The sequence below is a fragment of the Paraburkholderia terricola genome (genome assembly GCF_900142195.1).
Classification (GTDB): domain Bacteria; phylum Pseudomonadota; class Gammaproteobacteria; order Burkholderiales; family Burkholderiaceae; genus Paraburkholderia; species Paraburkholderia terricola.
The window spans coordinates 55,873-73,437 of the sequence record NZ_FRAB01000020.1 but is presented as its reverse complement, the minus strand read 5'-3'; the positions used below and the strand labels follow the sequence as shown (position 1 = coordinate 73,437).

General features: G+C 61.7%; 17 protein-coding genes. 9 read left to right on the top strand and 8 right to left on the bottom strand.

The features are described from left to right. Positions 1 to 11: 11 nt before the first annotated feature. From BUE39_RS18540 to BUE39_RS18515, 6 genes are all read right to left on the bottom strand, one after another. Positions 12 to 512, bottom strand: coding sequence for an acyl-CoA thioesterase (locus BUE39_RS18540; protein ID WP_073430186.1), 501 nt, complete (start codon positions 510 to 512; stop codon positions 12 to 14). A 151-nt stretch (positions 513 to 663) separates the two neighbouring features. After that, complete coding sequence (locus BUE39_RS18535; protein ID WP_073430185.1) at positions 664 to 1,611, bottom strand: alpha/beta hydrolase; 948 nt, start codon at positions 1,609 to 1,611, stop codon at positions 664 to 666. Positions 1,612 to 1,613: 2 nt separating this feature from the next. Then, complete coding sequence (locus BUE39_RS18530; RefSeq protein WP_073430184.1) at positions 1,614 to 2,114, bottom strand: thioesterase family protein; 501 nt, start codon at positions 2,112 to 2,114, stop codon at positions 1,614 to 1,616. A 109-nt stretch (positions 2,115 to 2,223) separates the two neighbouring features. Then, positions 2,224 to 3,189, bottom strand: coding sequence for an L-carnitine dehydrogenase (locus tag BUE39_RS18525; RefSeq protein WP_073430183.1), 966 nt, complete (start codon positions 3,187 to 3,189; stop codon positions 2,224 to 2,226). An 83-nt stretch (positions 3,190 to 3,272) separates the two neighbouring features. Further along, a complete protein-coding gene (locus BUE39_RS18520; RefSeq protein WP_073430182.1) occupies positions 3,273 to 4,202 on the bottom strand; it encodes a beta-keto acid cleavage family enzyme in 930 nt (309 codons plus the stop codon). Positions 4,203 to 4,250: 48 nt separating this feature from the next. Beyond that, entirely contained in the window at positions 4,251 to 5,204 is a 954-nt protein-coding gene (locus BUE39_RS18515) for a choline ABC transporter substrate-binding protein (RefSeq protein ID WP_073430222.1), read from the bottom strand. 367 nt (positions 5,205 to 5,571) lie between these two features. Between BUE39_RS18515 and BUE39_RS18510 the strand changes: the two genes are divergently transcribed. From BUE39_RS18510 to BUE39_RS18485, 6 genes are all read left to right on the top strand, one after another. Continuing rightward, a complete protein-coding gene (locus tag BUE39_RS18510; protein WP_073430181.1) occupies positions 5,572 to 6,597 on the top strand; it encodes a GlxA family transcriptional regulator in 1,026 nt (341 codons plus the stop codon). A gap of 111 nt (positions 6,598 to 6,708) precedes the next feature. Further along, positions 6,709 to 7,035 (top strand): DUF4148 domain-containing protein, encoded by a 327-nt coding sequence (locus tag BUE39_RS18505; RefSeq protein ID WP_073430180.1) that lies wholly within the window; start codon positions 6,709 to 6,711, stop codon positions 7,033 to 7,035. Between the two features lie 456 nt (positions 7,036 to 7,491). Further along, on the top strand, positions 7,492 to 10,053 hold the full coding sequence (locus BUE39_RS18500) for a type VI secretion system Vgr family protein (protein ID WP_084561436.1): 2,562 nt from the start codon (positions 7,492 to 7,494) through the stop codon (positions 10,051 to 10,053). Between the two features lie 4 nt (positions 10,054 to 10,057). Continuing rightward, the gene (locus tag BUE39_RS18495; protein ID WP_073430179.1) at positions 10,058 to 10,963 is read left to right on the top strand and encodes a DUF4123 domain-containing protein; all 906 of its coding nucleotides are present in this window, start codon (positions 10,058 to 10,060) and stop codon (positions 10,961 to 10,963) included. 28 nt (positions 10,964 to 10,991) lie between these two features. Then, positions 10,992 to 11,438 (top strand): DUF3304 domain-containing protein, encoded by a 447-nt coding sequence (locus BUE39_RS18490; RefSeq protein ID WP_073430178.1) that lies wholly within the window; start codon positions 10,992 to 10,994, stop codon positions 11,436 to 11,438. 101 nt (positions 11,439 to 11,539) lie between these two features. Next, positions 11,540 to 12,943 (top strand): T6SS phospholipase effector Tle1-like catalytic domain-containing protein, encoded by a 1,404-nt coding sequence (locus tag BUE39_RS18485; protein WP_073430177.1) that lies wholly within the window; start codon positions 11,540 to 11,542, stop codon positions 12,941 to 12,943. A gap of 34 nt (positions 12,944 to 12,977) precedes the next feature. On the opposite strand, the gene BUE39_RS18480 is transcribed toward BUE39_RS18485, so the two are convergent. Beyond that, complete coding sequence (locus BUE39_RS18480; protein ID WP_073430176.1) at positions 12,978 to 13,883, bottom strand: LysR family transcriptional regulator; 906 nt, start codon at positions 13,881 to 13,883, stop codon at positions 12,978 to 12,980. Between the two features lie 100 nt (positions 13,884 to 13,983). On the opposite strand from BUE39_RS18480, the gene BUE39_RS18475 reads away from it, so the two are divergent. Genes BUE39_RS18475 through BUE39_RS18465 form a run of 3 tightly spaced genes read left to right on the top strand, consistent with a single transcriptional unit; the run spans position 13,984 to position 16,994 of the window. Then, positions 13,984 to 15,288, top strand: coding sequence for a CitMHS family transporter (locus tag BUE39_RS18475; protein ID WP_073430175.1), 1,305 nt, complete (start codon positions 13,984 to 13,986; stop codon positions 15,286 to 15,288). A gap of 25 nt (positions 15,289 to 15,313) precedes the next feature. Beyond that, positions 15,314 to 16,675 carry an acyclic terpene utilization AtuA family protein gene (locus BUE39_RS18470; RefSeq protein WP_073430174.1) on the top strand — a complete coding sequence of 454 codons (1,362 nt, stop codon included), beginning with the start codon at positions 15,314 to 15,316 and terminating at the stop codon, positions 16,673 to 16,675. Between the two features lies 1 nt (position 16,676). Beyond that, positions 16,677 to 16,994 (top strand): AtuA-related protein, encoded by a 318-nt coding sequence (locus BUE39_RS18465; RefSeq protein WP_073430173.1) that lies wholly within the window; start codon positions 16,677 to 16,679, stop codon positions 16,992 to 16,994. Here the strand turns inward: BUE39_RS18465 and BUE39_RS18460 are convergent. Then, entirely contained in the window at positions 16,991 to 17,563 is a 573-nt protein-coding gene (locus BUE39_RS18460) for a chromate transporter (RefSeq protein ID WP_073430172.1), read from the bottom strand. The genes BUE39_RS18465 and BUE39_RS18460 overlap by 4 nt on opposite strands. Between the last annotated feature and the right edge of the window lie 2 nt (positions 17,564 to 17,565).

The window sequence follows — 17,565 nt, the reverse complement described above, 5'->3', positions numbered from 1 at the left end:
ATTGCCCGCTATCAGGCATTCGTCAGCGCCGAAAACGGCAGTTCATATTCCTTCACCCGCTCGACGATCGCATCCGGGAAGCGCCTGATCTTCCGGTCTCGCCCGGCATACAGGATTTGCTGGTAGCCCTGCGAAACCTGCCGCCCGTCCACGCAAAAGCGAAACAGCAGGTACGCGGAGCAGTGCCTGACCTGCACGGTGTTCAGATAGCAATCCACTCGCTGGAACGGGAAGGTTTCATGGACGTATTCCTGGTGCGCGCGTTTGGTCACGAACATGCCGTCCGATCCCAGCAAGTCATCGTGTATGCACTCGTGGAACCACCGCTCGCGGCAAACGCCTTGCCACTCGAAATAGCGCGAGAAATACGTATTCATGAAAGCATTCGAGTCCTTGAGATAAATGTCGAACGTGTGCTGGAAGGTTTTGGGTGAAGCCGTAGTCGTCGGGTTCTCTGAAAGAAGGGCGGAGCCGCGGTTCAGAGCATGGGGGATTACGTCACGCATCAACATACGATTTTCCTTTCACAGGAACGGCTGCTTGTGGCAGCCACACATGCCTGCCAGTGCGGCAGGCACGTCTCATTCTGTTGGGGATTGCGGCCGCGTGGCTATTGGCCTGCAAGCGTGGAGCGCGTTGACCCTTGGATTATTTTTCAGTGGATCAGCCGACAAAGCAGGTACACAAAAAACGGCACACTTCATGATGCAATGCCTGAACGCCGGGACTCGAATCCATTGCGCGCCAGCATCCATGCACGAGTCCGGCGCCGAGCCAGTAGCGCGCCTCGCCGCCGGCTGAATCGATGCGTTCCGCAAACACGCGCGCGTCGTCTCTTAACGGATCGTGTTCGCAGCCGATTGCGAGCGTCGGCGGTAGTCCGTCGATGCGTGTTGCATCGAGCGGTATTGTCCACGTCGGATAGGGCCTCTGTTCTCCGCCCCAATAGAGATCGCGAAACGCGTGAACGTCGGCGAGCGTGAGCATCGGCGCGTGCGCCTCGGTTTCGCGCGCGGGCATCTGCGGTTCGATGCCGAGCATCGGATAGATCAGCGCCAGTCCGCGCACGCCTTCAACACCGTCGTCGCGCAGACGCATGGCCACGCTCGCCGCAAGATTGCCGCCGGCGCTGTCGCCCGCGAGTCGCAGAGCGCGACGCGTGGGGCAATCGAAAGGCAAGCGCCCTTGCAACGCGGCGCGCGCGATCTCCAGGCAATCTTCGTGCGCGGCGGGCGCGCGGTGTTCGGGAGCCAGCCGGTAATCGACGGCGATCACGTCGAGCCCCGTATCGGCGGCAATGCGCGCCGTCACGATCTGATGACTGTCCAGCGAGCCGAGCACGAAGCCGCCGCCGTGGAAATACAACACGACGCCGGAGGCGGCGTCATGCGCTTTTGCGCGATTCCGATAGAGCCGTAGCTTGATCGAATGGCCCGCGCGGGCGCGGAACGCGGCGTCTTGTGTCGCGACGCCCTCAGGCAAGCGAGGCGTGAACGCAGCCGCATACCGGTCGTATATTGCTCGCTGCTCGCGCGGCGCTAATGAAGCTGCATGCGCCGGATAAATCGCAGCGGTTCTTGCGACGAACGCGGCGATCTCCGGTTCGAGCATGGTCAGTGCTTTTGTGCGGCGGCATGCGCGGGCAGGCCGATCACGCGTCCCGCGAATCTTGCCGCCGGCAATACCGCATGCGCGTGCGCCAACGACTGCACACGCGCCGCCACATCGGGATCGAACGCAATCGCGCGCGGCCCGCCGGTATCCACATGCAGCAGCATCTGTTCGCCGGCCGCTACCGGTTCGACGCCATCGCCGGAGAACATCTCCAGGTAGAGATGCAAGCGCTTCGCGTCCGCCCCGAGCACGCGCATATCGACGCGAACCTGCGCGCCTTCCTTGATCTCATGCAGATAGTTGATATGCGCTTCGAGCGTATAGATCGAGCGGCCCCGCGCTTTGCGCACCGCGTCCGGTAGACCGATCTGCTCGATCAGCACGTCGGTCGCGAAGCTGAAAATCAGCATATAAAAAGCGTCGCGCAAGTGGCCGTTGTAGTCGACCCATTCGGCGCGCACGGTGTCGCGATAGCAGGGCAGTGAAGCATCTTGCGGCATGGGTCATCGTCTCCTTCATTCCCGGATGAAATGCAGCGGCGGCGGCAGTGCGCGGTCGCAATGCATCGACGCGAGGCGGCACGCCTCGCGGCATGCCGCTCCTCGCGCATCAATCGGCGGGCAGCAAGCCGTGCCGCGCCTTTACGTCGCCAATCGCCGCCAGTACGCTCGTAATGCAATCGTCGCGATAACGTTCGAGCTGCTTGATCGAGCGCGGCCCGACCTGTTCCGCCGTGCCGTCCACGACGCGGTCGATCAGTTCGTCCGTCAGCGTCGGCGCCACCAGTTTAGTCCACGGCAGTTCGAGCGCCGGTCCGAACTGCTGCATGAAATGGCGCATGCCCGCGTCGCCGCCCGCCAGCGTGTAAGTGAGGAACGTCCCCATGAACGACCAGCGGATGCCCGCGCCGAAGCGGATCGCGTCGTCGATTTCGCCGGTGGTCGCCACGCCGTCGTTCACGAGGTGCAGCGCCTCGCGCCATAGTGCTTCGAGCAAACGGTCGGCGATGAAGCCCGGCACTTCCTTGCGCACGCGCAGGGGCCGCATTGAAAGCGAACGATAGATACGCATGGCGGCGTCGACGGTTTCCGCGGCGGTTCTTTCACCGCCGAGCACTTCGACGAGCGGCAGCAGATACACCGGATTGAACGGATGCCCGACGATGCAGCGCTGCGGATTCACCGCACGCGCGTAAAAATCGCTCGGCAACAGCCCCGACGTGGACGACGCAATGATCGCCTCCGGCTTCGCCGCGCGGCTGATCTGCTCGTGCAGCGCGAGCTTCAATGCCTCGCGTTCCGGCGCGCTTTCCTGAATGAAGTCCGCGTGTTCGACGCACGCCTCGATCGTATCGACGAAGCGCAATCTCGCCGGCGACGCGCCGTCAGCGAGACCCACGCGCTCCAAGGCCGGCCATGCATTCGCCACGTTCTCGCGTAACTGTTTTTCAGCGCCGGGAGCGGGGTCCCACGCGATCACATCAAGTCCGTGCGCGAGCGCCCGCGCCACCCAGCCGCTGCCGATCACGCCCGCGCCGATGGCGGCAAATGTTTTGATATCGACGATCACTGCCATTGCTGACGTTCCTTTTTTTGCCTATGAGTTCTCAGGTTCCAAGCCGATGCGCGTTCAATGAAGCCATGCGAACGCGCCGCGTTTTACGCGTACTGTTCCGCCGCACGCCGTTCCAACTGACGCTCGCCACGCGCGGGCAAGCCCAGCTTGCGGCGTCCTTCAGCGGGCGTCAGCGCGCGGCCGCCGAGCCGTTCGACGATCTCCACCGCACGCTGCACCAGCGTACCGTTCGTGGCATGCACGCCTTTGTCGAGCCAGATGTTGTCTTCGAGACCGACGCGCACGTGGCCGCCGAGCAGCATCGCCTGCGCGACCATCGGCATCTGCATGCGGCCTATGCCGAAGCCGGCCCATTGCGCGCCGGAGGGCAGGTTGTCGGCCATTGCTTTCATCGTCGTGGTGTCGGCGGGCGCGCCCCATGGAATGCCGAGGCAGATCTGAAACAGCGGCGGCGCGTCGAGCAAGCCTTCCTTGAGCAATTGCTTGGCGAACCACAAATGGCCGGTATCGAAGATTTCCAGTTCCGGCTTCACGCCGAGTTCCTGGATGCGCTTCGCGCCGGCGCGCAATTGCGCGGGCGTCGACACGTAGATGTAATCGCCGTCGCCAAAATTGAGCGTGCCGCAATCGAGCGTGCAGATTTCCGGCAGCAGTTCCTCGACATGCGCGAGCCGCGTCAAGCCGCCCACCAGATCGGTGTTGACGCCGAAGCGCAGCGGATCTTCACCGGGGCCGATCTCCAGATCGCCGCCCATGCCCGCCGTCAGATTGATGATGACGTCGGTGCCCGACGAGCGGATGCGGTCGACCACCTCGCGATAAAGCCGCGGATCGCGGCTGCCGCGGCCGGTTTGCGGATCGCGCACATGGCAATGCGCGACGGTGGCGCCGGCTTTCGCGGCTTCGATGGCGGCCTCGGCGATCTGCTTCGGCGTGACGGGTATGGCCGGATGCTTGCCGACGGTGTCGCCTGCGCCGGTGACCGCGCAGGTCACGATGACTTCATGATTCATGCGTGCGAGTCCCTCTGTGCTGTGAATTGAAATGCGCGATTGAAAAGCTCAAAGCCCGAGATAAGCCTTCACTGCCGGCAAGCCGTCTTTACCGTCGTAGGTCTTGACCCCGGCGAGCCAGGCGTCGAGTACTTGCGGGTTCTTCTTCAGATACGCCTTGGCGGCTTCGACGGGCTTTTCCTTGTTCATGACCGACTGCATCACGACGTTTTCCAGTTGCGTCGAAAAGCGCAGATTGCTCACGAGCTTGCCGGCGTTCGGGCAGCGCGTCAGAAAGTCGGGGGACGTCAGCGTGTAAACGCGTGCTTCGCCGTCGTTCGGACCGAATACGCCGTCGCTGCCGGTGAGGTATTTCATGTCGATCTGAATGTTCATCGGATGCGGTTCCCAGCCGAGAAACACCACCCATTTCTTCTCGCGAATCGCGCGGTCCACCGAAACCAGCATGCCCGCTTCGCTCGATTCGATCAGCTTGAAACCGCCGAGGCCGAACTGGTTGTTGGCGATCATCTTCTGGATCGCCGCGTTGGCGCTGCTGCCGGGTTCGATGCCGTAGATCTTGCCGTCGAGTTGATCGCGGTGTTTGGCGATGTCGGCGAAGGTTTTGAGGCCCGCGTCGTAGGCATAGCCCGGCACCGCGAAGGTCGCCTTGGCGCCCGTCAGATTCGGCGGTTGCAGCACCTGAATCGATTTCGATTCGACGAAGGGCGCAATCGCTTTTTCCTGCACCGGCCACCAGTAACCGAGCGACACGTCGAGCTGTTTGCTCTTCAGACCCGCGAACGAGATCGGCACCGAGGCGACAGTCGTGACCGGCTGATAACCGAGGCCTTCGAAGACGGTCGAGGCGAGCGCGGTGGTCGACGTGATATCCGTCCAGCCGATGTCCGCGAAACGCACGGCGCGGCAGGCGGGCGGATCCTGGGCGAGCGCGGGCGAAGCGGCGAGCACGGCCGCGAGGCACGCAAGATGGGCAAGCAAGGCTTTGACGCTGAACTTCATGACGTTCCCCTTCGACATTTTGGATACGTTGGACACGTTCGACTGCGTGTTTCGAACCGGGCCGCAATGAACGAAACGACGCGGGCCACGGACCTGCGCGATACCGCTTGCTGTGAGGCCTGAACCGCGGCCTGAACTGCAAGAATGACGCTACGGTAATGCCCCATATTCATGCCAAAGCGACCATCAGCGACCCGTTCTTGCTCCCATGCGACAACGAGGGAAAACCAGTATCGCGGCGCATTGCGCTGCGGCACTGCCAGGCGGGCGGAATTTTGGCGCGCCTTGCCGGCTCGCGAGCCGCTTGCTACGCTCGCCGGAACCCCGCGTCCGCCTGCTTTTTGGCCCTCACCGAGTCCTCAGCACGATGCCCGAAGATATGTCGTTCCTGTTGCTGCCGGGCTTCTCCGCGATCGGCTTCATGTCGGCGGTGGAGCCGTTGCGGGTGGCGAACCGCTTTCGCGGCGATCTTTACCGCTGGCGCATTTTCAGTCTGGACGGCGCGCCGATAGCGGCCAGCAACGGCATTTCGATCAACGCGGACGCGGCGATCGGCGAGGTGAGCGAGGCGCGGACGGTCTTCGTCGTGGCCGGCTTCGAGCCGCTGGCCTGCTATACGCGCGTGCTCGGCGACTGGCTGAAACGCCTGGAACGCGGCGGTGCGACGCTCGGCGGGATCGACACCGGCAGCTTCGTGCTCGCGGAAGCGGGGCTGCTGCGCGGCTCGGACAGCGTGACGGTGCATTGGGAAGCGCTGTCGGCGTTTCGCGAGCGCTACCCGTCACTGGACGCGAGCCAGGAACTGTTCGAGATCGGCGAGCGGCGCATCACGTGCGCGGGCGGCACGGCGTCCATCGATATGATGCTCGACCTGATCGGCCGCAAACACGGCGCGGCGCTCGCCTCGGCTGTGTCGGAACAGTTCGTGGTGAGCCGCATCCGGCAGCGCTCGGACCATCAGCGCATGGAGATCGCCGCGCGTTACGGCGTCCACAACCGCAAGCTGATTCAGGTGATCGGCGTGATGGAGCAGCACATGGAGGAGCCGCTCGCGCCCGACCGGCTCGCGCAGGAAATCGGCGTGACGCGGCGCCAACTGGAGCGGCTGTTTTGCGCGTCGCTGAAGGACACGCCGACGCATTTCTATCTGCAACTGCGCCTCACCCGCGCGCGTGAGTTGCTGCAACAGACCGATATGTCGATTACGTCGATTTGCGTTGCTTGCGGATTCGAATCGCCGTCGCATTTCTCGCGCACGTATCGGGCGCGCTTCGGCGCGAGTCCCAGAAGCGACCGGCAGGTGATGGGCGGAAGCAATGCGGGCCGCGTGCCGCCGTCCCAGGCGCGCACGCATGCACCGGACGCGTCATTGTCTCGTTTGCCGCAACACTGATTGTTTGGATTAGGCGTTTACCCTCATCGCTCCGACTTCTAGACTGTCTTCAACGGCTGGGGACAAACAGGTCTTCAGCACCCAACAAGACAATCTCTGGAGGTAGGAATCATGAAGTCCCTGATCGAAGCTGTTGCTATCGCTGCTCTCATTACCGCGCCGCTCGCCGCTTTTGCTCAATCCGACCAGCCGGTCACGCGCGCTCAGGTCCGCGCCGAACTGGTCCAACTGGAAAAGGCCGGTTACAACCCCGCGATTGCGAACGACGACGACTATCCGGCGAACATTCAGGCAGCCGAAGCGCGGGTCGCCGCGCAGAACGGCAAGGCTCAAACCAGCGGGTATGGCTCGGCGACGAATGGATCGTCGCAGGCTGGCGCTCGTACGGAAGCGGCGCCGAGTTCGTATTCGCCTCCGGTGGTTTATGTTGGTCATTGAGTGGACCTTGGTTCTCTCACATCCCAGAAGACGTTCTCGTAGCCGTTGCGTATCGTCGTCGTACGAAGGTGGCGGGGACGGCTTCTCCGGTTTTTTAAGGTTGAGTCGTATGTGATCGGGCCGGTTACATGTACGCTGTGTTTGGGGGGCTGGCGCGCTAGATTCAATGACAATTAGCGTCTGTGATCTTGACTTGGCGAAGGGCCGGAGGAGGTGGGGTAGCCCCGAATAACACAAGAGACCGAAATTTGCGCAATACTTCGCGCGGGGAAAAATCTGCACAATCAATGGCTCTTCTGCGGAAAGCCATTTTTGCCGATTCCCAAAACGCATCGACAAGAGGCGAAACAAATTCCGGTTTAGCATTTGTTTTCGGGTATCGATTGCGATAGGCCGCTAACGTTTTGTATTATCGCGCAGTGGCGCAGGGCGCGAAATTGCATAACAAGAGGCGGTATGGGTGCACAGGACATAATCGCGGGGATAAAAGGCGGCTTGCTGCAAAGCGACCGGCTGCTGAAACTGAATACGCCGCTGGGTGCCAATGTCCTTCTGCCGCAAAGGCTGGTGGGGCGCTCACGGCTGGGCCGCGATTATGAATTCACGCTGGATGCTGTTTCAGCCAACGACAATATCGAGCTCAAAACGCTGATCGCCCAGCCGGTCACGCTGTGGGTCCAGCAGACCGGCCAGTCATATGCCCCGCACCACGGTTATGTCCATACCGCCCGCCGTCTGGGCTCGGACGGTTCAATTACCAGTTATCAGATCGGCTTTGTCTCGTGGATGCATTTTCTGCGTTTCCGGAAAGATGCACGCATCTGGCAGGATAAACCGGTCGATGAAATTCTCTCCGATGTCTTCAACCTGCATCCACAGGCACAGGGCGCATTCCGGTTTGCCTTAAGGAATCCACTGCCGCAGCATTCGTTCTGCGTGCAATACGAGGACGACTGGAGTTTCTGCCACCGGCTGCTGGAAACGGAAGGGCTATTCGGCTACTTCGAGCAGGCCGCGGACGGCAAATCCCATACGCTGGTCATCACCGACGACATCGGCAGCCTGCCGCCCCTGTCCCCGCAGACGGTGGATTTCTACCGCTCGGGCACCAGCAGCGAAACGGACGCCTTCGTGCAGTGGAGCGGCACGCGCACGCTGCAGAGCACGACGCTTTCGACCCGCACATTCGACTACAAGGCCCCGTCCCCGGCGGCGAATCCGAAGGGCACGACCACCCCGACCCTGACCACGCAGGGCCAACTGCCGCAGCAGGCCGAGGTCTACGAGTACACGGGCGCCTACACGTACGGCCAGAAGGAGCGCGGCGATCACCTGTCGAAAGTGCGGATGGAGGAATGGGAGTCGCGCGCGAAGCGCTTCCGCGGCGTGGGCGCAGTGCGCCGCATCGACGCGGGCCGGTGGTTCGAGCTGCAAAGCCACCCGGAGCACGACGTCGGCAGTCAGCAGGAGCGGCAGTTCGCGGTAATCGCCGTGGACTGGGTCGTGGAAAACAACCTGCCGGTATCAAGCGGCACGACGGACTTCCCGCACAGCCTGAACCAGACGATCGCCGCAGCCCGCGCCCAGCACGCGAGCGATCCAGCGCTGATCGTCAAAGCGACGGACGGCAGTGAGGGTTTTTTCATGGCCACGGTCGAAGCGCAGCGCAGGGGCGTCCCTTTCCGTAGTCCATTCGAGCACCGCAAGCCGAAGATGCACATCCAGACGGCAATCGTGGCCGGGCCAAAGAACGAAGAAGTCTTTACTGACGAGTTGAACCGCATCAAGGTGCGCATGCACTGGGACCGTCTCAACGATGGCGATGAAAAGGCGTCATGCTGGATGCGGGTGGCTGAGTCCGACACGGGCGGTAGCTATGGCGCGGTGCATGTGCCGCGGGTCGGTGAAGAAGTGATCGTTTCATTCCTGGACGGCGACTGCGATAAGCCAATCGTCACGGGACGTGTCTACAACGGCGCGAAGACGCCGGAGTGGCATTCGAACGGCATCCTGTCAGGTTACAGGTCGAAGGAATATCAGGGCAGCGGCTATAACCAGATGGTGATGGACGACGCGACCGGCCAGAACCGGGTGCAGCTTTACAGCACAAGCGCGAACTCGCAACTGCACCTCGGCTATCTGATCGCGCAAAGCGATAACACGCGCGGCGCGTATCTGGGCAGCGGCTTTGACCTGAAGTCGGAGGCATACGGTGCCGTCCGGGCTGCGCAGGGCATGTACGTTTCGACACACCCGGCAACCGGATCATCAAGCCAGCCTCTGGATGTGCGCGACGCGCGCAGCCAACTGGTCAATTCGGAAAGCGTGATCGAGTCGCTCAGCCAGGCGAGCGAAACGCATCAGGCCGAAAATCTGAAAGACGGCTATGAGTCGCTGAAGTCCTTCACCGACGCGACACAGAACAGCGTGTCGGGCACGACAGGCGGCGGCAACACGGCGGGCGGCGGCACGGGAAACGCCAATGGGTTCAAGGAACCGATCATGCTGTTCGCGACGCCGGCAGGCATCGCGATGTCGACGCAGAAGTCGGCTCATATCGCGGCAAGCGGGCACGTGAATCTGGTTAGTGGCCAGAGCACGCACATCGCAACTGGCAAATCGCTGCTGACGAGTGTCGGGCAAAAGATCAGTCTGTTCGTGCAGAACGCCGGGATGAAGCTATTCGCCGCAAAGGGCAAGATCGAGGTTCAAGCGCACAACGACGGTATCGAAGTTACTGCTCAAAAGACGATCAAGCTGATCTCTGCAACCGGAAAAATCGAGACCGCTGCGAAGGACGAAATCCTCTTAAGCTCTGGCGGCGCGTATATCCGAATGACGGGTGGCAATATCGAAATTCACGCTCCTGGAAGGATCGACATCAAAGGCGCGCAGCATTCGTTCAGCGGGCCGGCTAGCCACCCGTACAAACTGCCGATCATGCCTCAATCGGTCTGCGTGGAATGTATGCTAAGGCGAGCGAGTTCGAGAGCCGGATTCGTCAACAAAGGAGCATAGTCTTTTGTCCCACTTCCTGACGGCGCTTGAAACCGCCCAGACGACAGCCGGCACTCTGTTCGCGTTGGTCGATCCCGCACAAGACCGGCGTCTTCCCGACGTGCTGGTTTCAAACGCAAGCCAAGTGGTCTGTTTGTTTGAAGACGCAGGAACCGATGTGAAAGCGGTAGCGCCTCATCTGGTGATGATTGAACAGGCCAATCGTTTAAATGCCATGGCGTGGCTTGATCGTCACGCACCACATATTCCGTGCGCGACGCTATTGGCATCGCCACTGTCCCTCGCCGAACTGTGCAAGCACCTTGCTGACTTTCTCCAGGTGACGCTCGCTGATCGGACGGAGATGGTGCTTGCCTTCTGGGATCCCATGATATTGGCGGCGTTAGTGGGCGCCCCAGAAGACCCGACTTTGCATGTCACTGGTCCCGTGTTCTCCGAGACGCAAAGGAGCGTTTTTCTTGCTCCGGTTTCTAGCTGGTGGTACTGGGACCGAGCTGGTCGTCTGCAATTTCTGAATCCAGATGCTCGCGCCGCTTCTCGCGATCCGGGGGCCTCCGTTCTTCCGTTGACGTTCGATCAACGACAGGTCGACCTTATAGTGGAAGCCAGTGTGCCGGACAGCGTACTGCATTACATCCGCTTGAACCAGCCGGGTTTGCTGACCCGCTTGCCGCACGGGCAACAGTACGCCTTTATAAGGACGCAGATAGCAACGGCTCGGGAATACGGAATTGAAGGAACGGGTGATTTGGTTAACTATTGTTGCCTCGCGCTTGCCCTCGGCGAAACTTTCGCTATTTGGCCGGCCGTCGCTGCCTTGCTGGCACGTGTTAAGGCAAGAGACCTTAGCTTCGACGATTTCATGGCAGAACTGCCAGCGGTACTTTCACAATCTGATGCCTCGGTCTGAGCGCCTTGGTGCACTGAGCTTCTCATCGATGAATATTGCAGCCAATTTTGCAGCACGCCTCACGCGCATAATGATGTGTGCCGCCCTCGTGATAACGCCGTTGACTGGATGCGCGGAGAAAACCATGGACTTGCAGGTTGTCGTCTATAACTACTGGCCCCGGGCGATCGCGGACGTATCGGTGAACGGTCAATATGCCGGTGGTTCATACGGATCGTATGGGATCGATGGTACCGGCGGAAAAATCACCTGTTGCGTAAAAGTCAAGACGGGGTCGATGACGGTCGATTGGACCCTCGATGGCCCAGAAAACTCGCCGCGTCTCGGGGAGCGCATTCATGCGCAGGCAAGCCTGGCAAGCGTACCATCCGATGCTGAGTTTCTCGCAGTGCACATCTATCCCGATCAAACGGTCGTACTAGAAGCTACCCGACAGCTTGCTGATTCACGGCCTTCGAAGGGCACAGCGCAATGAGCGCGGACGCATCCGCGCTCGTGCGATCGATTGCGGCTTCAAATCGCGACGTACCACGAACAACGCCTGGCGCTCGGCAGGATTGCTCCGATGTTCTCCACTTGACGTTCTTTTTTGACGGCACCGGTAATAACCGGGATGAAGATGGCGCTCTTCAAAAGTGGAGTAACGTCGCCCGGCTTTTTGATGCCGCAAGGGACGACAACTCAAACGGTATCTATGCCGTCTACACTTCCGGTGTCGGCACGCCTTTTAACGGCGCTGTGCCGCTGACAGACAAGATCGATGTGTGGCGTGAAGATCATCTATTTGGGGCGATGGCGGGCGACGGTGGCGAGCGACGCCTTAGTAAAGGAGATACCGATTTCAGCGCGGCACTTGCCCAGGCGTTGGTGGCCAACGCGCGCAAACAAGGCGGAGAAGTGGCGCGCATCGCCAATGAGAACCAGAACGAGAGCTTCGAGAAGTTGAATCGGGCGCTCGCAGGTCATCGGCTTATTAAAGTTATCAACATCTCTATTTTTGGTTTTTCACGGGGCGCGGCGTTGGCGCGAGCGTTCGCTAACCGTTTGCTCGAGCGCTGTAGCGCTTCTCGGGACGGATCGATGTCGATGGACGGCTACCCGGTGCGGTTCGTGTTTATGGGTTTATTTGATACCGTCGCTTCGTTCGGCTTACCCGCGCAGAACATGACGTTACCATTCGAAGACCGCGAGCTGAAGATTCCCTCGTGCGTCGAGCGGTGTGTGCATTTCGTCGCCGCCCACGAATTGCGCTTCTCTTTCCCAGTCGACCTGATCCGCGACAACGGCCGGTACCGCCCCGGCATGACCGAGAAAGTCTATCCCGGCGTGCACTCAGATGTCGGCGGTGGATATACGGCCAATGAGCAAGGCGTTAGCGACAGTTACGCACGTATCCCGCTCAATGACATGCTTGCAGAATCACTTTCGTCGGGCGTCAGATTGATGAGCCTCGACGAGCTGAAGGCATCACGCGCAACGATTGCACACCGGTTTGCCGTGGACGACAAGACGCGCCAGAGCTACCAGCAATATACGATGAACATAGGAGGTCAGAGCCTAACGGTCGAAGAATCGATCAAGCGCCATATGCAAATGTTCTATTCTAGTTGCGGCACCCTTTCTCGCAACAAACAACCTATAGTCGGCGGGCAGTCTTTACAAGACAGTTTTATTAAACGGCAGATGTGGGCAGGTATCGACGAAGAAGCGCCTGCATACGCCGAGGCGTTGGAAGGGAATAAGTCCGTGGTGCTGTCCGGGCAAAGAATTTTCTTTTATACGTTCAAACCTGAAGCATGGAAGCTACGGGCCTGGGAAACGAACGCAGCGACATCGACTATCGAGTTTTTCGCGCACTATGTTCATAACTCGAAGGTGGATTTCGTCTTGAACTCTGAACCGTTCAGTTATTTTCGGTCTAGAGGAGTGAACGAACAGCATTCGAAACAGTTAGCGCACGGCGCTTCCGGGGGGTGGTGATACACCCAATCGAATGGCGTCGGTCGGCGCATCATTAACGGCCCGCCGCACCCTCGCCAAGCCTCTCGATCAACGCCGCAACGAACGTCTCCGTCACCGGCGGCAACGTCCTTCCCCGCTTCTTGATCAACGCAATGGGCCGCACGAACGCCGGATCGTCGATTGGACGAACCAGCAGTTCCGGTTCGGCGCGCACCTCGCGCGCCGACGCGGGCAATATCGTCACGCCCAGCCCGGCGCGCACCATCGCCACGGCGGTCATCATGTACGTGGGTTCGCACGCGATCTGCGGCGTGCAGCCCGCGTTGTCGAACGCGCCATCTACCACCGCGCGCACGCTCGTGCCCTGCGCGGTCAGCACGAGCGGCACGCCGGCGAGATCGGCAAGCGTCACGCGCTTGCGCCGCGCGAGTGCATGACGTTTCGGAAGCACCGCGACGAGGCGATCGTCGCTGGCGTGCAGCACCTCGAGCGCCGAATCCGTGAGCTCGCCTCCGGTCACGCCGATATCCACCTCCTCATTGCGCACGAGCGCGTTGACCATGCTCGCGACCACGTCGCGCACCTGGAAGCCGGCGCGCGGCACGGCTTTCCTGAGTTGCTGCACGAGTTCGGGCAGCACGCTCGCCGCGAAGGTGGGCAAGCAGGCAATCCGCACCGTGCCGCTCGATCCATCGCCGAGCGCGCGCGCGTCGATCAGCACATGCTCCATGTCGTGGAGCGACTTCTGCAATACCGGCAGCAATTCGCGCCCGGTGGGCGTGAGCGCGACGCTTCGGCTGTTGCGGTCGAAAAGCCGTGCGCCGACCGTTTCCTCCAGCCGCCGGATCTGCACCGTCAACGCCGGTTGCGACAGATGCAGCCGCGCCGCCGCACGCGTGAAACTGCCCGTTTGCGCGACGGCGACGAACGCGCGGATGTCCCTGAGATTCAGATCCATGATGGTTTGTAATGGCTGCGATCAAATCATTTCAATTGTTCTATTGTGGGATCGAAATTACGCTGGCTTCCAGTAAAAAACAACATCGGAGACGTGCAACATGCTGCCATTACTGGGGCTGGCCACCATCGTCGTGCTGCTGGCCGCCATCCTGTCCAAACGAATGTCGCCGCTGGTGGCGCTCATCATCGTGCCGATCGCCGCGTCGCTGATCGGCGGCTTCGGGTTCCAGACGAGCAAGTTCGTCATCGACGGCCTGAAGAACCTTGCGCCCGTCGTCGGCATGTTCGTGTTCGCGATTCTCTACTTCGGCACCATCACCGATGCGGGCACGCTCGACCCGATCATCGACCGGATCTTGCGCGCGGTCGGCACGCGGCCCACGCGAATCGTGATGGGCACGACGCTGCTGGCGCTGCTGATTCACCTCGACGGGTCCGGCGCGGTCTGCTTTCTCGTCACCATTCCCGCGATGTTGCCGCTCTACGACCGCCTGAAGATGGACCGGCGCGTGCTCGCCGCGGCGGTTTCGATGGCGGCCGGCATCAATTTTCTGCCGTGGACCGGACCGATGATCCGCGCGTCCGCTTCGCTACATCTGCCGGTTTCGGCGCTCTTCAATCCGCTGATTCCGGTGCAGGCAATCGGGCTCGTGTTCGTCTTCGGCATGGCGTTCTGGCTCGGCCGGCGCGAGGAAAAGCGCCTCGGCCTCACCGGCGCGGCGGGCGCCATTCCGATGCCGAAGCGCGAACTGACGCCCGACGAGCAGGCATTGCGCCGCCCGAGGAACTTCTGGTTCAACATCGTGCTGACGCTCGTCGTGCTCGGAACGATGGTGGTGATGGGCGAAAAAATTCCGCCCGCGCTGATGTTCATGGTCGGACTGTGCGTCGCGCTGATCGTGAACTACCCGAACGTCGAGATGCAGCGCAAGCGTATCGACGCTCACGCGCGCGCCGCGTTGATGATGGCCGGCATCCTGCTCGCCGCCGGCGTGTTCACCGGCGTGATGCAAGGCAGCGGCATGCTCAAGGCGATGGCGCAAGCCGCGGTGGGTTTCGTGCCGCCGGCGATGGCGAGCCACATTCCCGTCGCGCTTGGCCTCGTGTCGATGCCGCTCAGCATGCTGTTCGATCCCGATTCGTTCTATTTCGGCGTGCTGCCCGTGATCGCCGAAGTCGCGGGGCAACTCGGCGTGCCGTCGGTGCACGTGGGACAGGCGGCGCTGCTCGGTCAGATGACCACCGGTTTCCCGGTGAGCCCGCTCACGCCCGCGACGTTTCTCGTGGTCGGCCTGTGCGGAATCGATCTCGCGGACCATCAGCGGTTCACTTTTCCACTGCTGTTGGCCGCGTCGATCGTCATGACGATTGCGTGCGTGGCGCTAGGCGTATTTCCTTTGTGAGCTTCATCGAATGGATGAGACCAGCATGACCGTTACTCAAGATCGAGGACGCGTGGTCCGCATCGGCGCGGGCGCGGGTTATTCGGGCGACCGGATCGAGCCGGCGGTCGAGTTGGCCGAACACGGCGCGCTCGATTACCTCGTGTTCGAATGCCTGGCCGAGCGGACCATCGCGATTGCGCAGCAGGCTCGACGACAGGATCCGCAACTTGGGTACGACCCGCTGCTCGAAGCGCGAATGAAAGCCGTGCTGCCCGCCGCGATCCGCAACGGCGTGCGGATCATCTCGAACATGGGCGCGGCGAACCCGCTGGCCGCGGCGCGCAAAACCGCGCAAATCGCGCGTTCGCTCGGACTGGGCGACGTGAAGATCGCGGCCGTCACCGGTGACGATGTGCTCGATGTCGTGCAGCGCGGCGATTTCACGTTCGAGGAATCGGGCGAACGCGTGGCGTCATATCGCGATCGCATTGTCTCGGCGAATGCCTATCTTGGCGCGGCGCCGATCGTCGCGGCGCTCGCAGCGGGCGCGCAAATCGTGATGACCGGCCGCGTGGCCGATCCCTCGCTTTTCACCGCGCCGCTGATTCATAGGTTCGGTTGGAACATGGACGACTGGGACACGCTCGGTCAGGCAACCGTGGTCGGGCATCTGCTCGAGTGCGCGGGGCAGATCACGGGCGGCTATTTCGCCGATCCGGGTTTCAAGGACGTTCCCAATCTGGCGAGACTCGGCTTTCCGATCGGGGAAGTGGCGGCGGACGGATCGGTTGTCATCAGCAAGGTGCCTCATGCGGGAGGACGCGTGACCGAAGCCACTTGCAAGGAACAGTTGCTCTATGAAATCCACGATCCGCAGCGTTACTTGCAGCCCGATGTCGTCGCCGATTTCTCTAACGTATGCGTGAATGAAGAGGCGTCGGACCGTGTCCGCGTTACAGGCGGGCGCGGCTCACCGCGCACCGATACGTTGAAGGCATCCGTGGCCTACGTCGACGGGTTTATCGGTGAAGGGCAAATTTCATACGCGGGTCCGGGCGCGGTGGCGCGTGCGCGGCTCGCGCTGGATATCGTCCGCGAACGGCTCGCGTTGACCGGTGTGCAAACGAGCGAGTTGCGGTTCGATCTGATCGGCGTGAACGCGTTGCACGGCGAAACGGCGGGCGCGCGCGGCGCGGAACCCTATGAAGTGCGTGCGCGGGTGGCGGGACGCACGGCGTCGCTGGCCGAGGCGGTGCGGATCGGCAATGAAGTCGAGACGCTTTATACCAACGGTCCGGCGGGCGGCGGCGGAGTGACGAAGTCGACACGCGAAGTGGTGGCGGTGCAATCGGTGCTATTGCTGCGCGCGTCCACGAATCCGACTTTCTCGTTTGTGGAGGCGTGACATGAAGCTACGCGAACTGGCCCATTCGCGCACGGGCGATAAGGGCAATACGTTGAACGTGTCCGTCATTTGTCATGACGCGCGGCATTACGATCTTCTGCGGAAGGTGCTGACCTCGGAGCGCGTGAAGGCGTTTTTGAGCGACGTCGTGCTCGGCGACGTGGTGCGCTATGAATTGCCTCGCCTCGCCGCGTTCAACTTCGTATTGGGGAGGGCGCTCGGCGGCGGCGTAACGCGTTCGCTCGCTCTCGACGCGCATGGCAAATCGCTGAGTTCCGCGTTGATGGATCTGGAGATCGACGAGGAAGCGGGCCTTTAGCCCGCGACGTGCACCTGAAGCAGGTACGGAAGGCCGGCGCCGAGTTCGGATACGCCGAGCAACAGCAACGCGCCGCCGAGCAATAGCAGCAGCGGATTGATTCGTGTGCTCAGCAACAGCGCCATTGAAGCGAGGGCAATCGCCTTGGCCGGCATGCCGCCGTCGAGCGACTTCAGCAGCACCCAGCCCGCTGCGAGGATCATGCCCGATGCAACGGGACGCAGGCCGCGTTCGAGCGCGAGTTGCCAGGGCGCGCCCTGATAACGCGTCCAGACGTGCGTGACGCCGTAGATCAGCAAGCCGGTGGGCGCGAGCAGCGCGAGCGTCGCCACGACGGCGCCCCAGAACCCGGCGATTTGCCAGCCGATCAACGTGGCGAGCAGCGATCCGGGGCCGGGCGCCATGCGCGAAATGGCGAAGTCGGCGGCGAATTGGCCATGCGTCATCCAGCCGTGGACGTCCACGACCTGCCGCTGGATATCGGCGATGATGGCCTGGCCGCCGCCTATCGTCACCAGCGACAGCGGCGCAAAGACCGCCGCAAGCTGCACGAGAACGCGTGTCGACATGT

Bases quoted from the DNA above. Each gene is read 5' to 3' on its own strand.
- BUE39_RS18540 (WP_073430186.1), bottom strand. From the start codon at position 512: ATGTTGATGCGTGACGTAATCCCCCATGCTCTGAACCGCGGCTCCGCC.
- BUE39_RS18490 (WP_073430178.1), top strand. From the start codon at position 10,992: ATGAATATTGCAGCCAATTTTGCAGCACGCCTCACGCGCATAATGATG.
- BUE39_RS18500 (WP_084561436.1), top strand. From the start codon at position 7,492: ATGGGTGCACAGGACATAATCGCGGGGATAAAAGGCGGCTTGCTGCAA.
- BUE39_RS18465 (WP_073430173.1), top strand. From the start codon at position 16,677: ATGAAGCTACGCGAACTGGCCCATTCGCGCACGGGCGATAAGGGCAAT.
- BUE39_RS18470 (WP_073430174.1), top strand. From the start codon at position 15,314: ATGACCGTTACTCAAGATCGAGGACGCGTGGTCCGCATCGGCGCGGGC.
- BUE39_RS18460 (WP_073430172.1), bottom strand. From the start codon at position 17,563: ATGTCGACACGCGTTCTCGTGCAGCTTGCGGCGGTCTTTGCGCCGCTG.
- BUE39_RS18520 (WP_073430182.1), bottom strand. From the start codon at position 4,202: ATGAATCATGAAGTCATCGTGACCTGCGCGGTCACCGGCGCAGGCGAC.
- BUE39_RS18505 (WP_073430180.1), top strand. From the start codon at position 6,709: ATGAAGTCCCTGATCGAAGCTGTTGCTATCGCTGCTCTCATTACCGCG.
- BUE39_RS18510 (WP_073430181.1), top strand. From the start codon at position 5,572: ATGCCCGAAGATATGTCGTTCCTGTTGCTGCCGGGCTTCTCCGCGATC.
- BUE39_RS18535 (WP_073430185.1), bottom strand. From the start codon at position 1,611: ATGCTCGAACCGGAGATCGCCGCGTTCGTCGCAAGAACCGCTGCGATT.
- BUE39_RS18525 (WP_073430183.1), bottom strand. From the start codon at position 3,189: ATGGCAGTGATCGTCGATATCAAAACATTTGCCGCCATCGGCGCGGGC.
- BUE39_RS18530 (WP_073430184.1), bottom strand. From the start codon at position 2,114: ATGCCGCAAGATGCTTCACTGCCCTGCTATCGCGACACCGTGCGCGCC.
- BUE39_RS18480 (WP_073430176.1), bottom strand. From the start codon at position 13,883: ATGGATCTGAATCTCAGGGACATCCGCGCGTTCGTCGCCGTCGCGCAA.
- BUE39_RS18475 (WP_073430175.1), top strand. From the start codon at position 13,984: ATGCTGCCATTACTGGGGCTGGCCACCATCGTCGTGCTGCTGGCCGCC.
- BUE39_RS18515 (WP_073430222.1), bottom strand. From the start codon at position 5,204: ATGAAGTTCAGCGTCAAAGCCTTGCTTGCCCATCTTGCGTGCCTCGCG.